Annotated in this window: 19 protein-coding genes; 4 read left to right on the top strand and 15 right to left on the bottom strand. The window is 62.7% G+C overall.

All coding sequences use genetic code 11. The features are described 5' to 3' along the window. Nucleotides 1–223: 223 nt before the first annotated feature. Nucleotides 224–1,873: a peptide ABC transporter substrate-binding protein gene (locus tag BUB29_RS01270; protein ID WP_033523675.1), complete on the bottom strand. Its 1,650-nt coding sequence runs from the start codon at nt 1,871–1,873 to the stop codon at nt 224–226. 263 nt (nt 1,874–2,136) lie between these two features. Then, nucleotides 2,137–3,078, bottom strand: a complete 942-nt coding sequence (locus tag BUB29_RS01265; RefSeq protein WP_033523673.1) for a tyrosine recombinase XerC — start codon at nt 3,076–3,078, stop codon at nt 2,137–2,139. Nucleotides 3,079–3,173: 95 nt separating this feature from the next. Between BUB29_RS01265 and BUB29_RS01260 the strand changes: the two genes are divergently transcribed. Genes BUB29_RS01260 through BUB29_RS01250 form a run of 3 tightly spaced genes read left to right on the top strand, consistent with a single transcriptional unit; the run spans nt 3,174 to nt 7,140 of the window. Then, nucleotides 3,174–4,010 (top strand): ABC transporter ATP-binding protein, encoded by an 837-nt coding sequence (locus BUB29_RS01260; protein ID WP_033523672.1) that lies wholly within the window; start codon nt 3,174–3,176, stop codon nt 4,008–4,010. After that, on the top strand, nt 4,007–6,868 hold the full coding sequence (locus BUB29_RS01255; RefSeq protein ID WP_033523670.1) for an ABC transporter permease: 2,862 nt from the start codon (nt 4,007–4,009) through the stop codon (nt 6,866–6,868). Before BUB29_RS01260 ends, BUB29_RS01255 begins: the two co-directional genes overlap by 4 nt. An 11-nt stretch (nt 6,869–6,879) precedes the next feature. Next, entirely contained in the window at nt 6,880–7,140 is a 261-nt protein-coding gene (locus tag BUB29_RS01250; protein ID WP_033523669.1) for a DUF6725 family protein, read from the top strand. Between the two features lie 84 nt (nt 7,141–7,224). Here BUB29_RS01250 and BUB29_RS01245 read toward each other — a convergent pair whose 3' ends face one another. From BUB29_RS01245 to typA, 4 genes are all read right to left on the bottom strand, one after another. Further along, on the bottom strand, nt 7,225–8,211 hold the full coding sequence (locus BUB29_RS01245) for a prephenate dehydrogenase (protein WP_033523667.1): 987 nt from the start codon (nt 8,209–8,211) through the stop codon (nt 7,225–7,227). After that, entirely contained in the window at nt 8,205–9,182 is a 978-nt protein-coding gene (locus tag BUB29_RS01240; RefSeq protein ID WP_033523666.1) for a prephenate dehydratase, read from the bottom strand. The genes BUB29_RS01245 and BUB29_RS01240 overlap by 7 nt, the downstream gene beginning before the upstream one ends. An 81-nt stretch (nt 9,183–9,263) precedes the next feature. Then, nucleotides 9,264–9,734: an alcohol dehydrogenase gene (locus BUB29_RS01235; RefSeq protein ID WP_051915021.1), complete on the bottom strand. Its 471-nt coding sequence runs from the start codon at nt 9,732–9,734 to the stop codon at nt 9,264–9,266. A gap of 120 nt (nt 9,735–9,854) precedes the next feature. Further along, on the bottom strand, nt 9,855–11,783 hold the full coding sequence (gene typA / locus BUB29_RS01230) for a translational GTPase TypA (RefSeq protein ID WP_033523665.1): 1,929 nt from the start codon (nt 11,781–11,783) through the stop codon (nt 9,855–9,857). Nucleotides 11,784–12,006: 223 nt separating this feature from the next. Here typA and BUB29_RS01225 point away from each other — a divergent pair, with 223 nt between their 5' ends. Beyond that, complete coding sequence (locus BUB29_RS01225) at nt 12,007–12,636, top strand: alpha/beta hydrolase (RefSeq protein ID WP_033523663.1); 630 nt, start codon at nt 12,007–12,009, stop codon at nt 12,634–12,636. Nucleotides 12,637–12,722: 86 nt separating this feature from the next. Here the strand turns inward: BUB29_RS01225 and BUB29_RS01220 are convergent, their stop codons facing one another. The 9 genes from BUB29_RS01220 to BUB29_RS01175 all read right to left on the bottom strand — a co-directional run bounded on the left by BUB29_RS01220 (nt 12,723) and on the right by BUB29_RS01175 (nt 23,077). Further along, nucleotides 12,723–14,018, bottom strand: coding sequence for a cysteine desulfurase family protein (locus BUB29_RS01220; protein WP_033523661.1), 1,296 nt, complete (start codon nt 14,016–14,018; stop codon nt 12,723–12,725). Next, the gene (gene nadC / locus BUB29_RS01215; protein WP_033523660.1) at nt 14,015–14,902 is read right to left on the bottom strand and encodes a carboxylating nicotinate-nucleotide diphosphorylase; all 888 of its coding nucleotides are present in this window, start codon (nt 14,900–14,902) and stop codon (nt 14,015–14,017) included. Before nadC ends, BUB29_RS01220 begins: the two co-directional genes overlap by 4 nt. After that, nucleotides 14,896–16,542, bottom strand: coding sequence for an L-aspartate oxidase (locus BUB29_RS01210; RefSeq protein ID WP_051915081.1), 1,647 nt, complete (start codon nt 16,540–16,542; stop codon nt 14,896–14,898). The genes nadC and BUB29_RS01210 overlap by 7 nt, the downstream gene beginning before the upstream one ends. A gap of 104 nt (nt 16,543–16,646) precedes the next feature. Beyond that, nucleotides 16,647–17,927, bottom strand: coding sequence for a quinolinate synthase NadA (gene nadA, locus BUB29_RS01205; RefSeq protein WP_033523656.1), 1,281 nt, complete (start codon nt 17,925–17,927; stop codon nt 16,647–16,649). Between the two features lie 97 nt (nt 17,928–18,024). Then, nucleotides 18,025–18,804, bottom strand: coding sequence for an NUDIX hydrolase (locus tag BUB29_RS01200; RefSeq protein WP_033523655.1), 780 nt, complete (start codon nt 18,802–18,804; stop codon nt 18,025–18,027). A 124-nt stretch (nt 18,805–18,928) separates the two neighbouring features. Beyond that, nucleotides 18,929–20,011 carry a hypothetical protein gene (locus BUB29_RS09475; protein ID WP_033523653.1) on the bottom strand — a complete coding sequence of 361 codons (1,083 nt, stop codon included), beginning with the start codon at nt 20,009–20,011 and terminating at the stop codon, nt 18,929–18,931. Beyond that, on the bottom strand, nt 20,008–20,652 hold the full coding sequence (locus tag BUB29_RS09470; RefSeq protein ID WP_033523651.1) for an ATP-binding cassette domain-containing protein: 645 nt from the start codon (nt 20,650–20,652) through the stop codon (nt 20,008–20,010). Before BUB29_RS09470 ends, BUB29_RS09475 begins: the two co-directional genes overlap by 4 nt. 13 nt (nt 20,653–20,665) lie before the next feature. Next, complete coding sequence (locus BUB29_RS09990; protein ID WP_234945669.1) at nt 20,666–21,244, bottom strand: hypothetical protein; 579 nt, start codon at nt 21,242–21,244, stop codon at nt 20,666–20,668. A 1,143-nt stretch (nt 21,245–22,387) separates the two neighbouring features. Beyond that, a complete protein-coding gene (locus BUB29_RS01175; RefSeq protein ID WP_143155113.1) occupies nt 22,388–23,077 on the bottom strand; it encodes a sensor histidine kinase in 690 nt (229 codons plus the stop codon). Nucleotides 23,078–23,085 lie beyond the last annotated feature (8 nt).

Below are 23,085 nucleotides of genomic sequence, written 5' to 3'. Positions count from 1 at the left end.
GTTCCATAACCACGCACGCACCGGCGGCATCGTTCCGCTTCACCTGGCGTTACTTCATGCGCGGTCAATAAATACTGTGACAGTCTACCGCATGGACTGACTTGGCGTTCAGTGCCACTGGCGGACGCCTGTGCGCAGGCCCGTAGCGCCACGGGTTCGCCGGAAACAAGAAGGGCGGGGACCATCCGGCCCTCGCCCTTGGAATCCGATCACGGAAGAAGCATCACTTCTTGCTCATCTTCTCGTAGGTCGGCAGGTTCTGCCAGTTCATGGCGAAACCGCTCTTCACGTTCTTGGACGCAACACCATAGGCGTTCGCGTTGTAGACCGGGAAGGCCGGCAGTTCCTTGAGGAGGATCTCCTCGGACTGCTGGTACAGCTTGTTGGCTTCGTCGGTGTCGGTGGTGGCGTAGGCTTTCGCCAGCAGGGCGTCGAACTCGGCGTTCTTGTAATCACCGTCGTTGGAGCCGTTGCCGTCCGCGGCCTTCGAATCGAAGATCTGGAACAGGTAGTTCTCGGCGGACGGGTAGTCAGGCTGCCAGCCGGTGCGGAAGGCGCCGGCTATCTTGCGGTTGGTGACCGCGTCACGGAACTCGTTGAAGGTCGGCATCGGGTTGGTGGCAGCGACTTCAGATCCCAGCGTGTTGTTGATGGAGTTGACGATAGCCTTGTAGATCGACTCATGGCCGCCATCAGCGTTGTAGGAGAAGGTCAGCTTGCCGCTGAACTTGGAGATCGCGTCGGCCTTGGCCCACAGTTCCTTGGCCTTGGCCTTGTTGTACTTCAGCACGTCGTTGCCCTTCAGGCTCTTGGAGTACCCCGGGGTCATCGGGGAGGTGAAGTCGAAGGCCGGAGTGCCGGTGCCGGAGAGCACCTTGGAGGTGATGGCGGAACGGTCAATGGCCATGGAGACGGCCTGGCGACGCAGCTGGCCTTCCTCGGTGTTGGTCTGGAAGTGCTCGAGGTTGGACGGGATGGTGAAGGTCTGGATGACGGAACCGGCCTTGTTGTAGGCCTGGACCTTGGCATCCTTCTCGAAGGTCTTGGTCTGGGCGGCCGGGACGACTTCCATCACGTCGAGGTTGCCGGCCTGGACGTCGGCGTAGGCGGCGGTGTCGGAGGTGTAGACCTTGAAGGTCACGCCATCGTTCTGAGCCTTGCGGTTACCGTTGTAATCCGTGTTCTTCAGCATGGCGATCTCCTTGTTGTGATCCCAGTGGTCGAACACGTACGGACCGGTGCAGCCGTCCTTCGGATTCTGGCCGAAGGCCTTGGCGGAGGCGGCATCCTTGAAGAAGGAGTCGGGCAGCGGGGCGAAACCGGTGTAGCCGACCTTCAGCGGGAACACGGAATCAGGCTGGTTCAGGGTGACGGTGAAGGTCTTGTCGTCGACGACCTTCAGACCGCTCAGCTGCTCGTTACCCTTGAGGCCGCTGGTCTTCTGCAGATCGTCGTAGCCGGCGATGGTGTTGAAGAAGGAGGAGCACAGCATGGCGTTCTTGGCGTTGGCGACGTAGCTCCAGGCCTTGGTGAAGTTCTCGGCCTTCACGGTCTGGCCGTTGGCGAACTTCCAGTCCTTCAGCTTGATGGTGTACTGGGTGGCGTCAGCGTTCGGGGTGATGGATTCAGCGATTTCGTTGGACGCGTTGCCCTTGGCGTCAAAGGACACCAGACGGGCGAACAGCAGGTCGGCGGGCTTGCCGCCACCAGTCTCGTTGATGTTGCCCGGAATCAGGTTCTTCTGGGGTTCGGAATTATACGCGGTGATGATGTTGTCGCTGGCAGAGCTGGAGCCGTTGCCGGCGCCACAACCACCGAGCATCATCGCGGCGGCGCACACAGCGGCCGCTACGGCGAATGCCTTGTTCTTCATATGTTTCTCCTATTCGATGCGGGCGCATGGTCGACGCCCTGAATGCGAAGGGGCGGGTGCACGACGTTCCATTGCCGAGCATCCAGCCCCTTTGACACTGTCTCCATTGTGTCCCACGACGAAGACAGACGGGTAGTGGTACGGCACACCCTTTTCGAAGTCCCCATAACTTCGCTGTAAACGAACAAGGCCTTCCGTTCCAATCGGTACATCGCTGAAGCACACGACAACGCCGAAACCATCGACAACGCCGAGGCCGCGATTCAGGCCCGCGGAAACGCCTGACGATAGCGCGACTTCAGCTGTTCAATGGAGACATGCGTATACCGTTGGGTCGTCTTAAGCGAGGAATGCCCCAGCATCTCCTGCACTTCACGCAAATCCGCTCCCCCATCCAGCAGATGCGTGGCCGCCGAATGCCGCAGAGCATGCGGGCCAATGTCCGGCACACCGGCCTCCCGCGCGGCGTCGTGCACCACACGACGTGCGATCCGCTGATCCAACCTGCCGCCGCGCGTGCCGAGGAACAGCGCGTCACGAGCATCGTCCGGCACGCCGCCCTTGCCCGAACGGGACGCCAGCACGCGGGGCCTGCCATGTTCCAGCCACGTCTCCAGCGCCTTCGCGGCGGGAAGGCCGAACGGCACCACGCGCTGCTTGTCGCCCTTGCCGGTCACCTTGACCGTACGGCTGGAGAAGTCAATGTCACCCGTGTCAAGTCCCACGAGTTCGGCCACGCGAATACCCGTGGCATACAACAGTTCGAGGATCGCCGCGTCACGCAGCGCTTTCGGGTCGGCCGGATCCGCAGCAACGTCGCATTCCTCGCGATCCATGAGTTGTCCTGCCTGATCCTCGGACAGCACCACGGGAAGGACGCCCGGAATCTTCGGCGTCATCAACGCTGATGCGGGGTCGGAGCGCGTCGCGCCATGCTCATACGCCCAGGCGAAGAACCGGCGCACGGCGACGACGCCACGAGCCATGCTGCTACGTGCGTGGGACGGCGAGCGCTTCCCCATCCAGGCACGCAGATCATCGGTGGTGATCTCGTCGAGGGCGCGTATGCCGTGCTCCTGCAAGTACACGAGGCAATCGAGCACGTCAGTGCGATACGCCTTCAACGTGTGCTCACTCAATCCCAGATTCGCCTTGAGATAGGCCTCGAACCCGTCGACCAGCCCTTCGAATATGCAATCGCCCATAGCGGCCACCTTACCCGCACATCCAGCACACCTGCATATAAACTCGGCAATGACATATCCGTAGGGCGTTTCGCCATCATGCAATCGAGGGAGACATGGCAAGATACGGCACACATCACATCGATCAGCGCGCTTCCGGCGACGATTCCGTAGTGGCGAGGGCCATCGACCTGGTCAAGACGTACGGTGTGGGCGACGCCCAGGTGAAGGCGCTCGATCATCTCAGCGTCGATTTCGCCCGTGGTGAAATGACCGCGATCATGGGACCGTCCGGATCGGGTAAATCCACGCTCATGCATTGCATGGCCGGGCTTGACAAGCCCACTTCCGGCAGGGTCGAGGTCGAGGGCCTTGAAGTCTCCTCGATGAACCAACGCCAGCTGACGCGCTTCCGCCGCGAGCAGATCGGCTTCATCTTCCAGTCGTTCAATCTGGTTCCCACACTGTCCGCGGAGGAGAACATCCTGCTGCCGTTGCAGATCGCGAAGAAACCCATCGACCGCGCATGGTTCGACAGGGTCGTGGATGTGGTCAGACTGGGCGAGCGCCTGTCCCATCGGCCGAGCCAGCTGTCGGGTGGCCAGCAGCAGCGCGTGGCGTGCGCCCGCGCGATCATGGCGCGTCCGAGTGTGATCTTCGCGGACGAACCGACCGGCAATCTCGATTCGCGTACCAGCCGTGAGGTGTTGGGATTCCTGAAGCATTCCGTCAGCGAATACGGGCAGACCATCGTGATGGTGACGCATGATCCGCGTGCCGCATCGTATGCCGACCGTGTGCTGGTGCTTGCGGACGGCGCGATCACGCGCGACCTGCATCATCCGACGTATCAGGAAATCCTGCAGGTGTTCGCCGCGGATGATGAGGATGATATGGGCGACGACGCGAACGCCGCCGTGCCCGCCGAATCCGGGGACGGTGCCGCCGCATGATTCGAGTAGGCCTGCGCGACGCACGCGCCCATTTCTCACGTTTTCTCCTATCCATCGTCGCCATCGCGCTCGGCGTCTCGTTCGTGGTCGGCTCGTTCTGCTTCCGCGAGATGCTCAACAATCAGGTCGACGAGATGATGGCCACCAACGCCGACCATGACGTGTACGTGCGCGGCACCGAGAAACAGCAGGACGGGGATCAGGATTCATCCGATTCCGGTTCCTCCTCCGGCACCACGGCATACAACGACATCGACACCTCGCTCGTATCCGTCATCGGCAAGGTGAAGGGCGTGGATTCCGTCAGCACCGACATTTCGATCAGCGGCAGGCTGACGTTGGTCGGCAAGGACGGCAACGCCGTTTCGGGCGGCATGTCCGGCAGCACCACCGGGGTCGACGGCAAAGCATGGCGTTCCGCGCGGCTCGATGAGGGCCGATGGCCGAAGAACCGCCATGAGGTCGCCCTGCATTCCTTCGCCGTCGAACAGTCCGGTCTGCATGTCGGCGACACCACCAAACTCGTCTACCCGTCCGGCCCCGAGGATGTGAAGGTCGTGGGTGTGTTCTCCACCGAATCCTCGCAGGCCGGCGCGTTGCTTATCGGGCTTCCCGGCAGCGTGGTCAAGGATCTATGCGAGCAGAGCAGCGGGCAAAGCGGCCGCACGCAGACCATCAACGTGTATGGCTCCGCCAACGGTGGTTCACCGCTCGACGCCGACCAGCAACGCGAGCTCGCCGACCGCATCGACAAGGCGCTTCCCGCCTCGGCGAAGGCGCATGCGATCACCGGCGACCAGATGCGCGACGAAAGTTCCAAAAGCAATAAGGAGATGCTGGGCTTCATCCAGCCGTTGATCCTCATCTTCGCGGTGATCGCCCTGTTCGTCGGCTCGTTCATCATCGCGAACACCTTCTCCATGATCGTGCGCGAATCCATGCGCGGGTATGCGCTGCTCCGTTCGATCGGCGCGTCCGGCGGGCAGGTGTTCCTCACCGTAATCATCCAGGCATTGCTCTTGGGATTGGCCGGATCCGTGGCGGGCATCGCGCTCGGCTGGGGTATGGTCAAGGCCATCGCCACACTGCTGGCCCGCATCGGCATGCCGTTGACCGGTTCGGTCGCGCCGACGCCGAACGATATGCTCGTCGGATTGCTGGTCGGCGTCGCGGTGGCAGTGATCGGCGCGGCGCTTCCCGCACGCAGGGCCGCGATGGCCCCGCCGATCCAGGCGATGAACGAAACCGTGAATCCGGAGCCGTCCGTGGTGCCGCGTGCCGTGGCCGGCACCGTCGTCACGCTGATCGGCGCGGCGTCGTGGGTGTTGTGCTGGCGTATCGGCGCATCCGGCAGCGGCGATCCGACACCGTTCGCCCCGGTGAATGCGCTGGCGAAAATGCTCGGCACCGGTTGGACGCTGGGCATTGGCGCCGCCTGCGTGGTGATCGGCGTGATCATGATCGGCCCGGCCCTGGTGAATGCGGCAAGCGTGTTGCTCGGCTGGCTTCCCTCCCTGCTGTTCCCCGTCGCCGGACGTTTGGCGATGCGTAATCTTTCACGACAGAAGCGCCGCACCTCGAACACCGCGGCGGCACTGTTCGTAGGCGTGGCGATCGTCAGCTGCCTCGGCGTGGTGGCATCCTCGGTGAACGCCTCCGTGGCGGGCCTCATCGACAACGAACTGCGGACCGATTACATCGTCTATTCGAACAACGGACGGATTCCGGACAAGGCCGTCGCAGGCATCACAAGCATCAAGGATGTGAAATCCGTATCCGTCAGCCGCATGATGCCGAGCGTGAAATTCGACGGCAAGTCGGCCATGGCGTTCGCCGAACAGCCCACCGTGTTCTCCGATGTGATGGACCCCACGTCCACCCAGGGCGATGCCGACAAGGCGCTTCGCGCGGGCGAGCTCGTCGTGGGCGAGAAGCTCATGGAGGATCGCGGCTGGAAGCTCGGCGACAAGGTCACGATCACCGGCAAGCGCGTGGTGGTCGACAAGGATGCCACGGCGAAGGCGCAAGCCGATTACCAGGCGAAGGTGCAGTCCAATGCCCAGGCGTTGCAGGCCGAGGCGCAGGCGTTGCTCGCGCAGGGCGATGTCGCCGGAGCGAAGGCCAAAGGCGACGAAGCGCAGAAGGTCGTCGACGACGCCCGAAACGTCGACCCGTCCACGCTGATCACAACACGCGAGGAACCGACCAAGGCCGTCAAACGCATCGGCGCGGTCATCTCCAATTCGATCTACCGCACCATGGTGCTCATGAACGACGAACAGGCGGAGAAGCTGACCAACAAGGAGGCCATGTTCACCATCATGCTGTTCGTCACCGCACGCAAGGGTTCCGACGTGGACGGACTGCGCGCGAAGATTCTCAAGCAGACGAAACCGTATTACGTGCTGAGCGTGAAGAACCATGACGAATACAAGTCCACGGTGAGTTCGCTCGTCGATCAGATGCTGATCGTGCTGTACGCGCTGCTGGCCTTGTCCATCGTCATCGCGATCTTCGGCATCGTGAACACGCTGTCGCTGAGCGTGTCGGAACGTACACGCGAGATCGGCCTGCTACGCGCCATCGGCACGTCCAAGGCGACGATCCGTGGCATGTTGGCCATCGAAGCGGCACTTATCTCGGTGCTCGGCACGGTACTCGGACTGGTGACGGGAACCGCGGCCGGCGTGGTGATCCAACAGACCTACAGGTCCAGCGGCATGGAGCATTTGGCGATTCCGTGGGGACAACTCGGCGTGTTCCTGCTACTGTCGATAGGTATAGGCGTTCTCGCTTCGCTGCCTCCCGCACGCCGTGCGTTGAAGGCACCGGTGCTTGACGCCGTCGCTTCGGAGTAAGGAGGCTCCTCATGGCTTTACCTCGTGAGATTCCGACCGGCGCACGCATCGTGGTGCGTGTGATCGAAGGGGTGGACCCGCAGGACGGGCGCACCAAGTTCCGTGATTACGTGGGGCACGTGGAATCATGGAACGGCTATACGCTCGAACTGATGCGCGATGCCGCCGCCAATGGCTCGCGCCCGGCGCAGCGCGTACGGATCGAGGCGGACACCATCGCCCGGTTGAAACCGATTCCGGAACGTCCACACGTGGTGCGGGAGAAAAAGTAGCCGATCGCCCGCACTTCGATGGGGGCTGGTCCCCGGCATCGCCGGGAGGCCAGCCCCCAATCCATATTCCGTATGAACGCCGCGTCACATCGCGTGGACGCGCAGCCGCACGGTATGTTCGTCGATGAAACCGATGATGGCTTCGCCGCGACGTGCGGATTCCAGCAGCGCCTGCCGCCACCCGTGTTCGGGAATGGCCAGTTCGCCGCCGTCCTGTCCTTTCGCCGCCTTGTAGTCGCGGAACGGCTGGCCTTCGGTGAAGAAATCCCCCAACGCGTCGGCGTCGCCGTCACGCAGTTCGTCGGCCACCGCAGTCAGTCGCTCGGCCATGCTGCGCAACAGGTGTTCGACGTTGACCCGATCCTCCTCCACCATGGCGCGGGTGCGGTTCGGATCAGTGAGCGCCACACGCGTCATGTCACGCCATGATCCGGCGGCGAGCGCCGCGGCGATGTTGCGGTCACGGTTGCCGACCAGCTCGTTGATGAGCGAGGTGGCCACCACGTGCGGCATATGGCTGATGAGTCCGGCCGCGCGGTCATGCGTGGCGTCGTCCAATACAATGAGACGGTTGCCGCAATCCTCGACGATGAGTTCGGCGACGGCGAGGAAACGTTCGTAAGCCGTGTTCGCGTCGACGGTGATCGCCCATAATGCCCCGTCGTACAGGCTGGGGTCGGCGGCGGTCCAGCCGGACAGTTCGTTGCCCGCCATGGGGTGTGCGCCGACGTACCACTCCCCCAGTCCGGCCTGTTCGACCTGTTCGCGCACCATGCCTTTGACGCTGCCGACGTCGGTGAGCGTGATCTCGGGGTGTGCGGCCAGTAGCGGTTGAAGTTCGTCCAGGATCGCCGGCATGGCTTTCAACGGATTGCACAGCACCAGCACCTGCGGGCCCGCGGCGACGAGTTCACGCAACGTGTCGACGCAGCGGATGCCTTCAGCACACGCCGCCGCATACGGGTGCGGACGATGGTTCCATGCGGTCACGTCGATGCCGCGCTCGTTCAATCTGCGCGCCAGTGAACCGCCGATCAGTCCGAGTCCTATGATGCCTACCTGCTCTACCACAGCAATTCCCTTCTTGCGCGTTGTTCCGACTGCCAATCCGATTCCAGTTTCGAGGAGTCGAGCCTGATGCCGCCTTCGGGCAGCATCCACGAGTCGACCGGCGGATTCGGCCGTTCCCTACGCGGGTATACGGCGATGGTTTTCGCCCAATCGCCGTGTTCCGCGACTTCGACGAGCATGTCGCGGAACCGTGGTTCCCAAGGCGCGGCGTCAAGTGTGATGATGAAGCTGTAGGTACCGTCATGGCCTTTGATCGGGCGTGAGATGAGACTGGTCATGTTCAGCCCGCAGTCGCGCAGCACGTCCAACAAGTTGGCGACGACGCCCGGGCCTGTGGCCAGGGGGATGAAGGTGATCACGGTTTCGAATTCGCGTTCCCGCGCCCGCGAAGAGTATGCCATGACGTCGTCGCGCGGGGCGATGACGAGGAAATCGGTGTGCGCGCCGTCGAAATCGTCCACGCGCTCCTCCACCAGGTCGAGGCCGTACAGGTCGCCGCAGATGCGCGGGCCGAGGGCCACACCACCGGGTTGCAGGTCACGGCATGCGGCAGCGTTCGACGATGCTGGCGTGGGTTTCAGATGATGGTCGGCGATGAACCGTTTGCATTGCGCGAGCCCATGCGAGTGGGCGCTGACGGTCAGGCCGTCGATATCGCGCGAAGCGCCGCGCGTGACGAAGGCGTTGAAGGAGATGTCGACGCCGACGCGTGCGAGTCCGGCGGCGTCATGGGCGTCGATCAGGGCGTCGAGATTGGGCATCACATACCCTTCGACGTTGTTCTCCCAAGCGATCACGCCCCAGGATTCGCCGGATTGCACCGAGGTCATGATGGCGGGCGCATCGGGTGCGGCCACCAGTTCCGGCGTGTCGATGCCGTACTGTTCCGTCAGGAGGTTGCCCGCCTCGATGGCGGCCTGATGGGTGAAGGTGCCTTCCGGCCCAAGATAGGTCAGTTGCTTATGGGTCATATCATCACCGTACCGCGCGTCGCGTGCGCGCGCCGGTATTGTTCCGTTGCGCGGCGTCGAACCGCGATGCGGGGCGGAACGTCACGGTCGTGACGTGCGTTTCGCGGCCGTCGTGTATTCCTTGCGCGGCGGGATCATGAACCACTTGCGCGGCAGGAACAGCATGATGACCTGAAGCACGACCAGCCCGTACAGCCATAGGTATCCCACGTTCTGGCTGAAGAACGGCACGCTGCCGGAGAAGCCGACCGGGGTGAGGGCGCTGCCGTTCACACCGCAGATGGCCACGCCCCATGCGGTGATGGAGGATGCGATCAGATGCACGCCGATGCCGGTGGAGCCCATGCGGGCCCGTGCGCACCAGGTGGATATGCCGAGGATGAGCAGCGCGATCACCAGCCCGTAGGGAATGTTCATGAACGCACCCATGCGGTGCGCGATGGTGCCGATGAACGCGCTGGCGGCCCCGGCGAGCATGGTGATGAACATCTGCATGAACGGGCTTTGGCGATGCGACCAGGGCATCAGGGATTCGTTGTTCCTGCGACTCATACCCCTGACTCTACCGCCGGTGGGCGAGAACGTTCGCGTTCCGGGAACAACGGACCATGAACAACAAAAGGCCTCTTCCCATACGGGAAGAGGCCTTACGCCTCACTCAGAATGCTCAGATCACTTATTGTTCTGAGCGTTCTGCCGACGCTGCTTGGCGCGCCACTTGTACCAGTCCTCGCGGTTGAGGATGATCTTGCGCACGCGGATGGACTCCGGGGTCACTTCCACGCACTCGTCCTCGTTGGCGAAGTCCAAGGACTCTTCGAGGCTCATCTTGATCGGCGGGGTCAGGGTTTCCAGCACGTCGGCGGTGGCGGAACGCATGTTGGTCATGTGCTTGGCCAGCGTGATGTTCACGTCGAGCTCGTCGGGCTTGTTGTTCACGCCCACGACCTGGCCTTCATACACCGGGGACTGCGGTTCGACGAAGAAGTTGCCGCGAGCCTGCAGGCGCTGCATGGCGTACGGGGTGGCGACGCCCTGACGGTCGCTCACCATGGAGCCGTTCTGGCGGATGGTGATGGCGCCGGCCCACGGGGCGTAGCCTGCGGAAAGCGAGGAGGAAATGCCGGTGCCGCGGGTGGCGGACAGCAGCGCGGTACGGAAGCCGATCAGGCCACGGGACGGCACGGTGAACTGCAGACGCACCCAGCCGGAACCGTGGTTGGTCATGTTGTCCATGCGGCCCTTACGGTCGGCCATGAGCTGGGTGACGGTGCCCATGTACTCTTCCGGCACGTCGATGGTGGTGTTTTCCATCGGCTCATTGATCACACCGTCGATGGTCTTGGTGACCACCTGCGGGCGACCGACGGTCAGCTCGTAGCCTTCGCGGCGCATCTGCTCGGCGAGCACGGCCAGGGCGAGTTCGCCACGGCCCTGGACTTCCCAAGCGTCCGGTCTGTCGGTCGGCAGCACCTTGATGGACACGTTGCCGATGAGCTCGCGGTCCAGACGATCCTTGATCATGCGGGCGGTGAGCTTGTGGTCCTTGCCTTCGGTGCCGGCCAGCGGGGAGTCGTTGATGCCGAAGGTCATGGAGATGGCTGGGTCGTCGACGTGGATGAGCGGCAGCGGCTTCGGATCGTTGGGGTCGACGATGGTTTCACCGATCATGATGTCGTTCACGCCGGCGACGGCGACGATGTCGCCGGGGCCCGCGGATTCGACCGGGAGGCGGTCCAGACCCTGCGTGCGCAGCAGTTCGGACACGCGGAAGTTTTCGATGGATCCGTCCACACGGCTCAGACCGTAGGTCTTGCCCTTCTCCAGGGTGCCGTTGTAGATGCGGACCAGGCCGAGTCGGCCGAGGAAGTCGGAGGAGTCGATGTTGGCGACGTGGGCCTGCAGCGGTGCGCCTTCCTCGTATTCCGGGGCGGGGATGGTGGAGATGATGGCTTCGAACAGCGGTTCGAGGTTGTCGTTGTCCGGCAGACCACCGTCGGTGGGCTGGTTGGTGGAGGCGTAACCGGCCTTGGCTGCGCAGTAGATGACCGGCATTTCGAGCAGCTGGTCGAGGTCGAGGTCGATGCCTTCGTGTTGCACATCATCGGCCAGACCGAGCAGCAGATCGGAGGTTTCGCCGACGACTTCCTCGATACGGGCGTCGGGACGGTCGACCTTGTTCACGCACAGGATGACCGGCAGCTTGGCTTCGAGGGCCTTGCGCAGCACGAAACGGGTCTGCGGCAGCGGGCCTTCGGAGGCGTCAACGAGCAGGACCACGCCGTCGACCATGGAGATGCCGCGCTCGACCTCGCCGCCGAAATCGGCGTGGCCGGGGGTGTCGATGATGTTGAGGGTGATGCCGTCGGGGCAGCCGTACTTGGCGGCCATCGGGCCGTTGTATTCCACGGCGGTGTTCTTGGCGAGGATGGTGATGCCCTTCTCGCGTTCCAGATCGTTGGAATCCATCACACGATCCGGCACTTCCTCACGCTCGTTGAACACGTGGGACTGCTGAAGCATGGCATTGACCAGCGTGGTCTTGCCGTGATCGACGTGTGCCACAATCGCTACATTTCGAATATCGCCGCGAACCGCCATCGAAACCTCTCTTAGTATTACTGTTCTTGTTGCGTAATGTTCGGTACGTGATTGATTATCTGCACTTACACATAAACCGAGCCAATACTAGCGAGGTAATGCGACAGCGCCCGTGCGGGCCGCTTGGTTCCGGGCTTTGCGCGCCGTTCGCGTCCCGCATGTTCGAGGGAGGTTCCGATTGACCGATCATGCTGGAAATGGCCGTCACGGCGTACGGCTCAGGATGATGGCGAGCGTCGATGTCGAACACGATGACGATGTGCTGCTGCTCGGCTTCCATGGGTTCGGCAACGACGAGCATGAGATGATCCGCGTCATCGACGCGTTGTATGCGGGCACGGGCCGTGAACCGAACTATTTGTCGTTCCACGGCACGTATGACAGGCCGTTCACCGGCGGCAGCTACTGGTATCCGGATGGCTGCGGGGTGGCGGAGCGCCGGCGTGAATGCACCCACGTGGGCGAGGCGGGGGTGGAACTGCTGCACTCCCCCGTCTATGACCGCTTCCGCAAGGTGCTCATCGGTTTCTCCCAAGGTGGGTATCTGTCGTATCGCATGGTGTTGGAACATCCCGACATGTTCGATGCGGCGGTGCTGATGAGCCCATCGTTCAAGGGCGAGGAGGATGCGAAGACCATAGATGGCTCCACCCGGTTCGCGTTGTGTTACGGGGATGGGGATCATACGATTCCCGCCGATGACCAGCGCAATGCGCATGAGGTGCTCGCGCGGACCGGCAGACTGTTCCACCATGTGTGCCCCGGCCTGGGTCATGGCATCGACGATGGGGAGATCGCGGCGTTGCGTTCGTGGCTGTTCGACGCCAAGCTGTTCGATGCCGATCGGGCGTAAAACGGCGCAATAACGGAATACTGGAACGCATGTCGCCCGCCGAATCGACCGATGATCGTTTCGGCGGGCGACATGGCATCACGGGATCACCGTGCGCCCGCAGGCGCGGAGGGGTGCGCGTGGGTGAGCGAATGGCAGGATTCCTCGATGGCCGCGGCGACGCGGTTGACCTGCTCGGGTGTAAGCGGCGTGCGGAAGGTCATGCGCAACGCCGATTTCGCGACCGGCGCGGTGAATCCCATGGCCAACAGCGTGGCGGGCGCCTCATGGCGGCCGAGCGCACACGCCGAACCGGATGAGCAGGCGATGCCCCGAGCATCCAAGTCGACCAGCAGAGCCTCACCCGACAGGCCGGGGAACACGAACGACGCGTGACCGGGAAGCCTGCGTTTCGGGTCACCGGTCACCTGCGCCCTCGGCTCGACGCGCAGCACGGCATCCATCAGCCTGTCGCGCGACTCCGCCAACGCCCGGTATCGCCCGGCCATACGCTCATTCGATTCATGCAACGCGATGGCGAGCGCCACGGCACCGGCCACGTTCTGCGTGCCGGATCGCAATCCCCGCTCCTGCCCGCCGCCGGACAGCACCGGTTCGACCGGCGTGCGGCCGCGCAGCAGCAAGGCGCCGAGCCCTTTCGGGGTACCGAACTTATGCCCGGATATGCTCAGCGCGTCCACATCCCAGTCGCGCATGCGGATCGGGATCTGCCCGGCCGCCTGCACCGCGTCGACGTGCACGGGTACGCCGTGGGTGTGCGTGATGCGGGCGATCTCGTCGACGGGTTCGATGGTGCCGACCTCGTTGTTGGCGAGCATGACGGATACCAGCAGCGTGCGGTTGGTCAGGGCGAGTGTGCTTCCGCTCCCCTGCCCGGCCGTTTCGTGTTCGCCGTTGCCGATGTCGGTCATATCGCCTTGTGCGAGTTCACGTTCCAACGCCGCCATATCGATATGGGCTTGTTCGTCGACGGGGATGCGCACGACTTCCACGCCGAACCAGCGTTCCATCCAGTCCGCCGACTGCGCCACGGCGGGATGTTCGATCGCGGAGATGAGGATGCGCGGTTTCACCGATTCACCGTACCGGTCGCGCAGCATGCGCATCCTAGCCATGGCGATGCCTTTGACGGCGAGATTGTCGGATTCGGTGCCGCCCGAAGTGAAGATCACATCATCCGGGCGCGCCCCCAGATCGGCGGCCAGCGAGGCGCGGGCCGCACTGAGCGCACGCGCCGCGGTTTTGCCCGGCTGGTGCACGCTCAGCGGATTCGCGTACGCCTCGGTGAGGAACGGCATCATGGCTTCGATCACATCGCGTGACACCGGTTCCGTGGATGCCGCGTCCAAATACAGTTCGTCCGCTGCCTCGTTTCCACTCATCGCACCCAATCCAATCCCAAGTCGATGCTGCGTACGCTATGCGTCAACGCGCCCACGGAGATCACGTCCACGCCCGTGGCCGCCACTTCGGGCACGCGTTCCACCGTCATGGTGCCGCTGGCCTCCACAATCGCGTGACCGTCGATCATATCCACGCCGGCACACGTATCCTCAAGCGTGAAATTGTCGAGCATGATGGTGTCCGCACCGCCGTCAAGCGCCGCCGGAATCTGTTCGAGCCGGTCGACTTCCACTTCGATATGCGTGGTATGCCCCACCTGTTCGCGGATATGCCTGATCGCGCCGGCCATGTCGATGCCTTGCTCGGCGAGCGCGGCCAAGTGGTTGTCCTTGACCATCACCGCGTCGGACAGCCCATACCGGTGGTTGTGCCCACCGCCGCAAACGACCGCGTATTTCTCGAACGGGCGCAGTCCGGGCGTGGTTTTGCGCGTGTCGACGATGCGCGGGGCGGCGTAGGTGCGCGGGGCGCGATACCCGGGCAGGGTTCTCGCCTGGTCGGCCGCGGCCACGAACGTGTCGGTCATGGTGGCGATGCCGCACATGCGTTGGGTGAAGTTCAACGCCACGCGTTCCGCGGTGAGCAGGTCGTGCACCGGGCCACTCACGGTGGCGAGCGTCCGCCCCGGTTCGAAACGGTCACCATCGGCGATCGCCTGCATGACCACGGTTTCGGGATTCTGCGCCTTGAATGCCGCGACGAACACGTCGATGCCGCTCATCACGCCACGCTCGCGGGCGACGAGACGCACTTCGCCCCGTGCCTGCGGCGGAATCGTCGTGGCGCAGGTGATGTCACCGTTGGGCGCGTCCTCCTCGAGAGCGGCCTCCACGGCCTTACGGATGACCTGACGGGTCAGCATGACGTTCCTTTCAGACGGTAGGCGATGGAATGCGCGATGGTCGGATTGACCGTCGCATAGTCGGTGCGGGTGTGCGCACCGCGCGATTCGCAACGGTTCAGCGCGGCGACGGCCTCGACGTATCCGACGGTGAGCAGATTACGGTTCTCGAGCATGGCGATGCGATCGGCATACGAGGCGGCGCCCGAAACACCGGACCCATGCACTGCGGCGGGCACTGCGGCGGGCACCGCGGCGTTCGCTTCGGCGAGCGCACCGGCAAGATCCGTCACCGCTGCGGCAAGCCCGTCATGGTCGCGCAGCACGCCGACATGCTTCCACATCTCGTTCTCGATGCGCCCGCGGTCCCATACGCTCGCGCCCGCACCGTCGCCATCGGCGTTGCCGCCGTCATGGCCGGGCATATCCAACACCATCGGCTCCTGGGCGACCGGCAGGCCCGTAATCGCACTGTTGTCAAGGGTTTGCGGCTGCCATACGGCATCGTCCGCATCACGCACCGTGGCGAGTCCCGCGCGGTACCCGTAGACGAGTCCTTCAAGCAGCGAGTTGGAGGCGAGACGGTTCGCGCCTTGCACGCCGGTTCGCGCGCATTCGCCCGCGGCATACAGGCCGGGGATGCTGGACCGTCCGAACAGGTCGGTGCGGATGCCGCCCATCCAGTAGTGCGCGGCGGGGGCGACCGGAATCGGCTCCTTGCTCCAGTCGAAGCCGAGGGAACGCGTGTATGCGTCGATGGTCGGGAATCGGTGGCGTAGGAACGCCGCCAGATCGGGGTTCTCCTTGGCCATGGGCGAAACGTCAAGCATGACCGGCTTGCCGCCCTGCGCCTGCATGGTGCGGAAGTTGGCGCATGCCACCACGTCGCGCGGCGCAAGTTCGGCCCTGGGGTCCACGTCGGTCATGAACCGGTGCCCATGCTCGTCGAGCAGTACCGCGCCTTCGCCGCGGACGGCTTCGGAGACGAGGAAGTGTTCGCCGATGGCCATGGCCGTGGGGTGGAACTGGTAGAACTCAAGGTCGGTGACCTGTGCTCCGGCACGCAGTGCGGCGGCCAGTCCGTCGCCGGTGGCCACTGCGGGGTTGGTGGTGTACGGGTAGAGTCGGCCCGCACCGCCCGTGGCGAGAATCACGCGCGTCGCGTCGATTGTGCGGGATTCGGCTTCGCCGTCCGCGCCCCGCACGGTAAGCCGCACGCCGGAAACGTGCCCGTCGCGCATGATCAGATCGTTCAGGAACGCATGTTCGAGCACGTGGATGCGCGGATTCTCACGGACCATGGCGCTCACATCGAGTTCGAGCACCTTGCCGGTGGCATCCCCTCCGGCGTGCACCACGCGGGAACGGCAGTGCGCGGCTTCTAGCCCGCGCAGCACCGAACCGTCCTCGCCGCGATCCACATGCCATCCGGCGGCGATAAGTTCGCGCACGTGGCGCGCCCCCTCGTCGGTGAGCACGTCCACCGCGGTACGGTCGCACAATCCGTGACCGGCGGCCATGGTGTCCTCGGCGTGCAGCCGCGGATCGTCATCGCTGAAGATGGCGCATGCCACGCCGCCTTGGGCATGGTAGGTGTTGGATTCCACGAATTCGTCCTTGCAGACGAGCAGCACGTCATCTGAGGCGTCGCCCCCGGCGATGTTCGCGTTCCCGTATGCGGTGAGGCCTTCCGCCCCCACGCGTTTATCCCCCGCGGCCGCAAGCGCCGCGGACAGTCCGGCGATGCCGGCGCCGATCACGACGATCACGGGTGCACCTCCAGCATGCGCTGCAGGGCGATCTTGGCGTCACGGGCAGTGGTGTCGTCCACGGTGATGCGGTTGACGATGTTACCCTGTTCGATGTTTTCCAACGCCCATGCGAGGTAGGCCGGGTGGATGCGGTACATGGTGGAGCACGGGCAGACCACGGGGTCGAGGCAGAACACGGTCTTGTCGGGGTATTGCGCGGCGAGACGGTTCACGAGGTTGATTTCGGTGCCGACCGCCACGGCGGATCCGGCCGGGGCGTTGGCGATCTCCTTGACGATGTAGGCGGTGGAACCGGTGCCGTCCGCCGCGTCGACCACGTCCATCGCGCATTCTGGGTGCACGATGACCTTCACGCCGGGGTATGCCTTACGGGCCCGTTCGATCTGTTCGACGGTGAAGCGCTGATGCACGGAGCAGAAACCCTTCCACAGGATCATCTTGGCGTTGGCATACACGGACGGGTCTTCGGCGCCGCCGGCGGGCTTGAACGGATCCCACAGCGGCATTTCCTCCAGCGGAATGCCCATGGCGCGGGCGGTGTTGCGGCCCAGATGCTGGTCGGGGAAGAACAGGACGCGCTTGCCGCGGGCGAACGCCCATTCGAGTACGGCGTGCGCGTTGGAGGAGGTGCATACGATGCCGCCGTTGCGCCCGCAGAACGCCTTCAGTGCGGCGGACGAGTTCATGTAGGTGACGGGCACGATCTGCTGGCGACCATCGGAACCGGGCTTGGTGCCGCAGATTTCGCCGAGCTGCTGCCAGCATTCCTCGACCTGGTCGATGTTGGCCATGTCGGCCATGGAACAGCCGGCGGAGAGATTCGGCAGGGTCACGGTCTGTCCGGGCGTGGAGAGGATGTCGGCGGTTTCGGCCATGAAATGCACGCCGCAGAAGACGATATGGTCGGCGTCGGGGCGTTCGGTGGCGTTCTTGGCGAGCTGGAAGGAGTCGCCCACGAAGTCGGCGTGACAGATGATCTCATCGCGCTGGTAGAAGTGGCCGAGGATCAGCAGTTTCTTGCCGAGGCGGGATTTGGCCGCGCGGATGCGTTCCTGCAGTTCCTCGTCGGAGGCGTTGCGGTATTCCTCCGGGAGCACTTGCTGTCTGGGGGCGTTGCTTGGCAGCGGGTCGAACATGGATGCGCCGGGTCCGTAGCTCGGCTTGGTGGTGTCGAAATGCCATGGATCCTGGGTGAGTCCGGCGTCGCAGGTGCTTTGTGCGCCGAGCTTGGCGATGATTTCGTCGACGGACGGCGAGGAGAGTGTTGCAGTCATGCTGCGTTCCTTTCATATGGTGTGTTCACGATGATGCCGGCATGGCGCTGTGGTGCGTCGATGCCGAAAAATTTCCGATGTAGCTCGCCGTGCCCTGTCACGACGGCATGAGCGCGGATAGCGCGTCGTCGGCGCGGGTTTCCGGTTTGCCGTGTTCCACCGTTGTGGGGAACGTGAATTCCATGCGCGGCTCGCCGTCATGCCGGTACCGGTATATGGCCGCGGGGCGGCTGCGCCCCACGTGGAGTTTCCTGCCGGTGTCTTCCAGATGCCCGGATGCAAGCATTTTCCTGCGGAAGTTCGCCAAATCGAGCGGCTGGCCGGTGACAGCCTCGTACACGTCATGCAGCTGGCTGAGGGTGAATTCCTCGCCGACGAGTTTGGTGGCGATGTCGGGGTATTCGAGTTTGCTGCGCGAGCGCCACAGGGCGTAGTCGATGATGCGTCGATGGTCGAAGGCGAGATCCGGCAGATCGTCGACGGGGAACCATTTGACGTTGTCCTTTTCGGCGAAATCCTTGGTTTCGGCTTCGCCGACGAGCGCCCAATACACGATGGAGACCATGGGAAGCCCGCCGCTCGACCGTGAGGGGTCGCCGAACGTGTACAGCTGTTCGAGATATTTCGGATGCAGTTCGGTGGTGGATTCCAAGGCCTTGAACGCTGATTCCTCCAGGGAATGCCCTACGCGCAGGTCGCCGCCCGGCAGCGCCCAGGAACCCATGAAGGGTTGTCTGACGCGGCGGACCAGCGGCAGCCACAGACGGCTGCTTCCGTTGGCCGCGCTGTCGCCATGCGGGCCGAGCGCGAGAATCACCACGGAGACGCCGATTCCCGGTTGCGCCAAGCGCCTTTCCGAGACATTGCCGATGCCCATGGCCGTTCCTTTCACGGCAGGGTCTTTCCCTGCTGCGGAACAGCGTAACACCATTTATAGTCAAGCTGACCATAAATGGTGTCATCATGGAATCATCGGCTTCCTACAGCCGGTTCACCGGGCGTCAACGCTTCTTGAAATACCTGAACAACTGGCTTTGCCGAACGAACGCGCCCGCCGCCACGGCAGCCGTCACCGAGCCCGCGAACATCGCCACCGGCGCACGCACCGCCCCCAGCAACACACCGCTTGGGTCGGAGCCACCCATACGCGCACAGTATGCGACAAGCAGCACGCATGAGCACAACGTCGCCAGTCCCGACCAGATACTCGTTTCGATCATGATGCCCAACAGTTGCGAGCCTTTGCCTTGGCCTGAATGCAACGCCCCGGCATATTCCAAGCGACGACGTCTCACCGCAACCACACCGACGAGCACACCGACGGCAAACCCAACCCATGGCATCCATCTGGTCTGCCGATTCATATACGAAGCCCATGCATCGTAACGGGCATCGAATCCCCTGTTCACCTGCGTCACACCGGCACCGCCACCGCCGCGGCCCGACACCACCAACGTGGAGTACAGCAAGCTCTCCGACTGTTCGCTTTGCGGCCATTGCTTGACCCAACATTCGTTGAACATGCTCGCATCGGAGGAAACGGGAACAATCACCGCATAGGCGAACCGCGTGTCACGTCCATCATTGGGCCAATCGAATACACCCGCCACACGTACCGTGCCGGTATCGGTGCGCATCAGGCTTCCGCAAGCCAAACCGAAATCCCCAGCCACATCGGATGAGATCCACACACCGGAAGCATCGGCCCTCATGCCGCTCATCCCCGAAACGATCAGTCGCAGCATGTCTGAAGTCACTTCATATGATGCAATATCCTTACCCGGCGTGGCCTGCATGACAATGCGGGAACCGGCACGCATCGCCCCGGCCGAGGCGCTATCACCGAGCACGCCGGCAAGCCTATCGCAGGCACCACCATCGACATCGCCGCCAACGATGGACTTCACATCGGCATCGGAGCGGATACGCTCGCTCGCTTCGGTTTCCAACCCGATCACGTTCATCGCCTCATAGCCACCCAATAACGTGCCGGCTATCAGCATCACGAGGAACATCGTGAATGCACGACTGACACCACTGCCGATATTGCGCATCGCTTCGGAAACCACCGACCGTATTCTCATGCGCGTTCACCTTCCGTTTCACCGGACCGTTTGCCGCCCGGCGCATAATCCGCCAGATCGAGCACACGATCACACGCATCGCGCGTATCCGGGTCATGGGTGGCCACCAATACGATCATCCCCTGCCCGGCAAGATTGCCCAGCACATGGCTTACGGAATGCGCCGTACGTGTATCCAACTGCGCCGTTGGCTCGTCGACAAGCAACATATCCGGCCTTGAGCACACCGCACGGGCCAGCATCAGACGTTGCGCCTCACCACCGGAGAGATCCGAGAAACGACGACCCGCCGCATAAGCCAGATCGAACAGGTCCATGGCGGCCAGAGCCTCGGGTTCGGCTTCTTTTCGACGCAGCCCTTTCGCCAGCAAAGGAAACACCACATGATCCAACGCGGTCCGTTCCGCCACTCCATACGGATTCTGGAACACCCAACCGATGCGTTCCGCACCTTCGCGAACCACCGCGCCCTTATATGGGTTCTCCCAACCGGCCAGAATCGACAGCAGAGTGGATTTGCCGCATCCGGAAGGACCGCACACCGCCACCGTGACACCGGGTTCGACCGTGTAATCAAGGTTTTCGAACAGCACATCCGTTCCCGGGAAGCGATGTGCTAACCCCTTCATCTCGACACGCATACGGCGCCGCCCATCACCCGCATCGCAGCGCGTCCAAGCCGCTGCCGATACGTATCGTCGAAATCGCGGAGATATCCGCACTATCCGAAGTGATCATACTCACGCCAAGCTCACTGCCCACTATCGATACCGACATCGGCTTCCCCTTGGTTTTCCCGGATTCCGGCACGATGCACCCGTCGGAACCGCTGATGCCGAACACCGCCCCGGCGGGAACCCTCAATGCACGCAGCGGTTTGGACAATGTCAGCGTGGCGTCCAAGCCGGCGCTCTTCCCGTCCTGCGAAAGCGAACGATACGCTTCCGTTTCCGATACTTGCTGCAGGAACGTATCATCCGTCATCTCCGTCGAATTCGCCGGCAACGTGCCCGTGACACCGGATGCCACGATGATGCGATCCTCGGACGATGCGGTACCGTTCTTGATGGTTAGTCTCGTCAGATTTCCGGGAACCTTGCCCACCGCGGCATCCGATGCGACCACACTTCCCTTGACGGCGCTCCACGAATCCACATTCACCGAATCGCCGGGAATCCAAATCGTGTCCGCGAGTTTCAGCGAGCCATCCGATGCGTTCCCGTTGTCCGCCATGAGTTGACGCCACCCGTCGGAAGTGGCCCACCAGTATGTATTCGAGTCCGGGACGCTGTTATAACCGAGCCGATTCAACTCGTTGTTCAATGCAAGTACATCATCGCCTTTATCGCCTGTCTGCAAATCTCGATACAGGGGTGTCGCCGTGTTCAAGGCCACTATGGAGCGATCGTCGACGCGGTAGGCTCTTCTGCCGGAAGCAAGTCCATCTGCGGACCAGTCATCAGTTACAGTGCCCGTCGCATTACCGATGAGTTCACGGTCGGCGGAAACCGTCGGCACAAGCGTCACCTGCTGCGATCCGCTGTAGTCCTGAACCGATGCTGGAGCTGAAGTGACCTCCCGTGCTGCGGACAATAGCTGCGGAGAACGGTCGGGAAGCCATAGCGCACACGCTCCGACTGCGAGACATACGGACAAGACAACGGCCAGCAACGTCCAAGTAAGACCGCTTCTCCGCGATCTACCGCCATTTTTCGAATCGCTCCCCTGTTTGCCCATGCTCGTCCCCCGATGATGTTCATGCGAAACCTGCGTCATCCATGCCGCACGATCCCTTGTCTGTTTTCAGCCAGTATCACGCTCCACTGCCTAAAAACGCAATCTTCCCCTACCTCATTTGTGTATATGCGCCAGACATATCGGAATATGCCGCGCCTTTGAATTGAGAAGGCACGGCCATTATTTCGTTGCCTTCACGGGAATGCGGGCATACATGTTCCAGTCATCATCCAAGTTCTCCGATGTCAGGACACCACCCAAATCCGAAATCCTATCGGCGTAGAACGCGACCCCATGCCCGCCATCCGACCGCACAGGAGCTTGGCCATCGCAGCGTATGCGATTGATCTGCGTGATCTCGATGGAGGATTCATGCAACAGGACGAACACTTCATACGGAGAATCAGGCGACGCATGCTTGACAAGGTTCGCGTACATCTCGCGTATCAGCCCCTGCACAAGCTGAAGCGTTTTCTGAGGGAGTTCGTTTGGACATTCGATGACGCTGAGCGTTCCCCCCCCCCACCTTGGAAACCGGCCGACTTCATCTTTTCATCCCCGTCATGCAGGGATTCCCGCAAACCCTCCACCAACTGACGCTGGACTACGGTAACGGCGTCATGCTCCCCATCGACCGAATCAAGCTGGTCCGATGACCCTATGCACGTTGGCCAAGGCCATCTGGACGCGTTCGTTGATCTGCACCAACAAGTCACGGTTGGGGCAATCATCCCGTTCCATTTCCTGCTGTTTCATGACCGCGGCCAGGGCCAAGTCACCGGTGACGGCATCGTGGATACGATCCGCGATCTCGGCATTGCGGCGCATCTGTTCGGCTTGTGCCCGGTCCCTTTCCGCCTGCCAATCGCGTTCGAAACGACGTTCACGCCAGCGCAGCCCGCGTCCTATCAATACGGCCACCACATAGATGAGCGTGAACGATGGCACGTTACGCAGCCGAAGATCATATCCCGGAATCAGGGTGTCGATGAGCTGTACCGAAGTCAACGCAATGACGAGCACCACGGCAACGGCATTGGAAGTTTCATAGGCGAGCAGCCCCGCCGCGAAAACGATGCCGTAGAGGGAATACATGCGAAAATCCACGACCAGGGCATCAGCCAGAACGGACACCACAAGAAACGTGGACAACGCGACCTTGGGATGCCAATATGCAAACACAAGCAACACGATCTGCACCAAAGCGGGCAACAGAACCCACCAACGTAAGAAATCACCCATCACCAGGTACGAGCACAGACTGACGATGGGGATCAACAGTAACAGCAAACGGAAAGGATGGCTTAGCCGTTGTCGAATGTTTATCACGCATGCAC

Origin of the sequence: Bifidobacterium merycicum DSM 6492 (genome assembly GCF_900129045.1) — a bacterium.
Taxonomy (GTDB): domain Bacteria; phylum Actinomycetota; class Actinomycetes; order Actinomycetales; family Bifidobacteriaceae; genus Bifidobacterium; species Bifidobacterium merycicum.
The sequence above is the reverse complement of the archived record's forward strand: the minus strand, read 5'-3'. Positions and strand labels throughout refer to the sequence as shown.

Coding starts and splice junctions, on each gene's coding strand:
- BUB29_RS01265 (WP_033523673.1), bottom strand. CDS start 3,078: ATGGGCGATTGCATATTCGAAGGGCTGGTCGACGGGTTCGAGGCCTAT.
- BUB29_RS01235 (WP_051915021.1), bottom strand. CDS start 9,734: ATGAGTCGCAGGAACAACGAATCCCTGATGCCCTGGTCGCATCGCCAA.
- BUB29_RS01240 (WP_033523666.1), bottom strand. CDS start 9,182: ATGACCCATAAGCAACTGACCTATCTTGGGCCGGAAGGCACCTTCACC.
- nadA (WP_033523656.1), bottom strand. CDS start 17,927: ATGACTGCAACACTCTCCTCGCCGTCCGTCGACGAAATCATCGCCAAG.
- BUB29_RS09475 (WP_033523653.1), bottom strand. CDS start 20,011: ATGAGAATACGGTCGGTGGTTTCCGAAGCGATGCGCAATATCGGCAGT.
- BUB29_RS01260 (WP_033523672.1), top strand. CDS start 3,174: ATGGCAAGATACGGCACACATCACATCGATCAGCGCGCTTCCGGCGAC.
- typA (WP_033523665.1), bottom strand. CDS start 11,783: ATGGCGGTTCGCGGCGATATTCGAAATGTAGCGATTGTGGCACACGTC.
- BUB29_RS09990 (WP_234945669.1), bottom strand. CDS start 21,244: ATGGCGGACAACGGGAACGCATCGGATGGCTCGCTGAAACTCGCGGAC.
- BUB29_RS09470 (WP_033523651.1), bottom strand. CDS start 20,652: ATGCGTGTCGAGATGAAGGGGTTAGCACATCGCTTCCCGGGAACGGAT.
- BUB29_RS01200 (WP_033523655.1), bottom strand. CDS start 18,804: ATGGGCATCGGCAATGTCTCGGAAAGGCGCTTGGCGCAACCGGGAATC.
- nadC (WP_033523660.1), bottom strand. CDS start 14,902: ATGCTGACCCGTCAGGTCATCCGTAAGGCCGTGGAGGCCGCTCTCGAG.
- BUB29_RS01255 (WP_033523670.1), top strand. CDS start 4,007: ATGATTCGAGTAGGCCTGCGCGACGCACGCGCCCATTTCTCACGTTTT.
- BUB29_RS01270 (WP_033523675.1), bottom strand. CDS start 1,873: ATGAAGAACAAGGCATTCGCCGTAGCGGCCGCTGTGTGCGCCGCCGCG.
- BUB29_RS01250 (WP_033523669.1), top strand. CDS start 6,880: ATGGCTTTACCTCGTGAGATTCCGACCGGCGCACGCATCGTGGTGCGT.
- BUB29_RS01225 (WP_033523663.1), top strand. CDS start 12,007: ATGATGGCGAGCGTCGATGTCGAACACGATGACGATGTGCTGCTGCTC.
- BUB29_RS01220 (WP_033523661.1), bottom strand. CDS start 14,018: ATGAGTGGAAACGAGGCAGCGGACGAACTGTATTTGGACGCGGCATCC.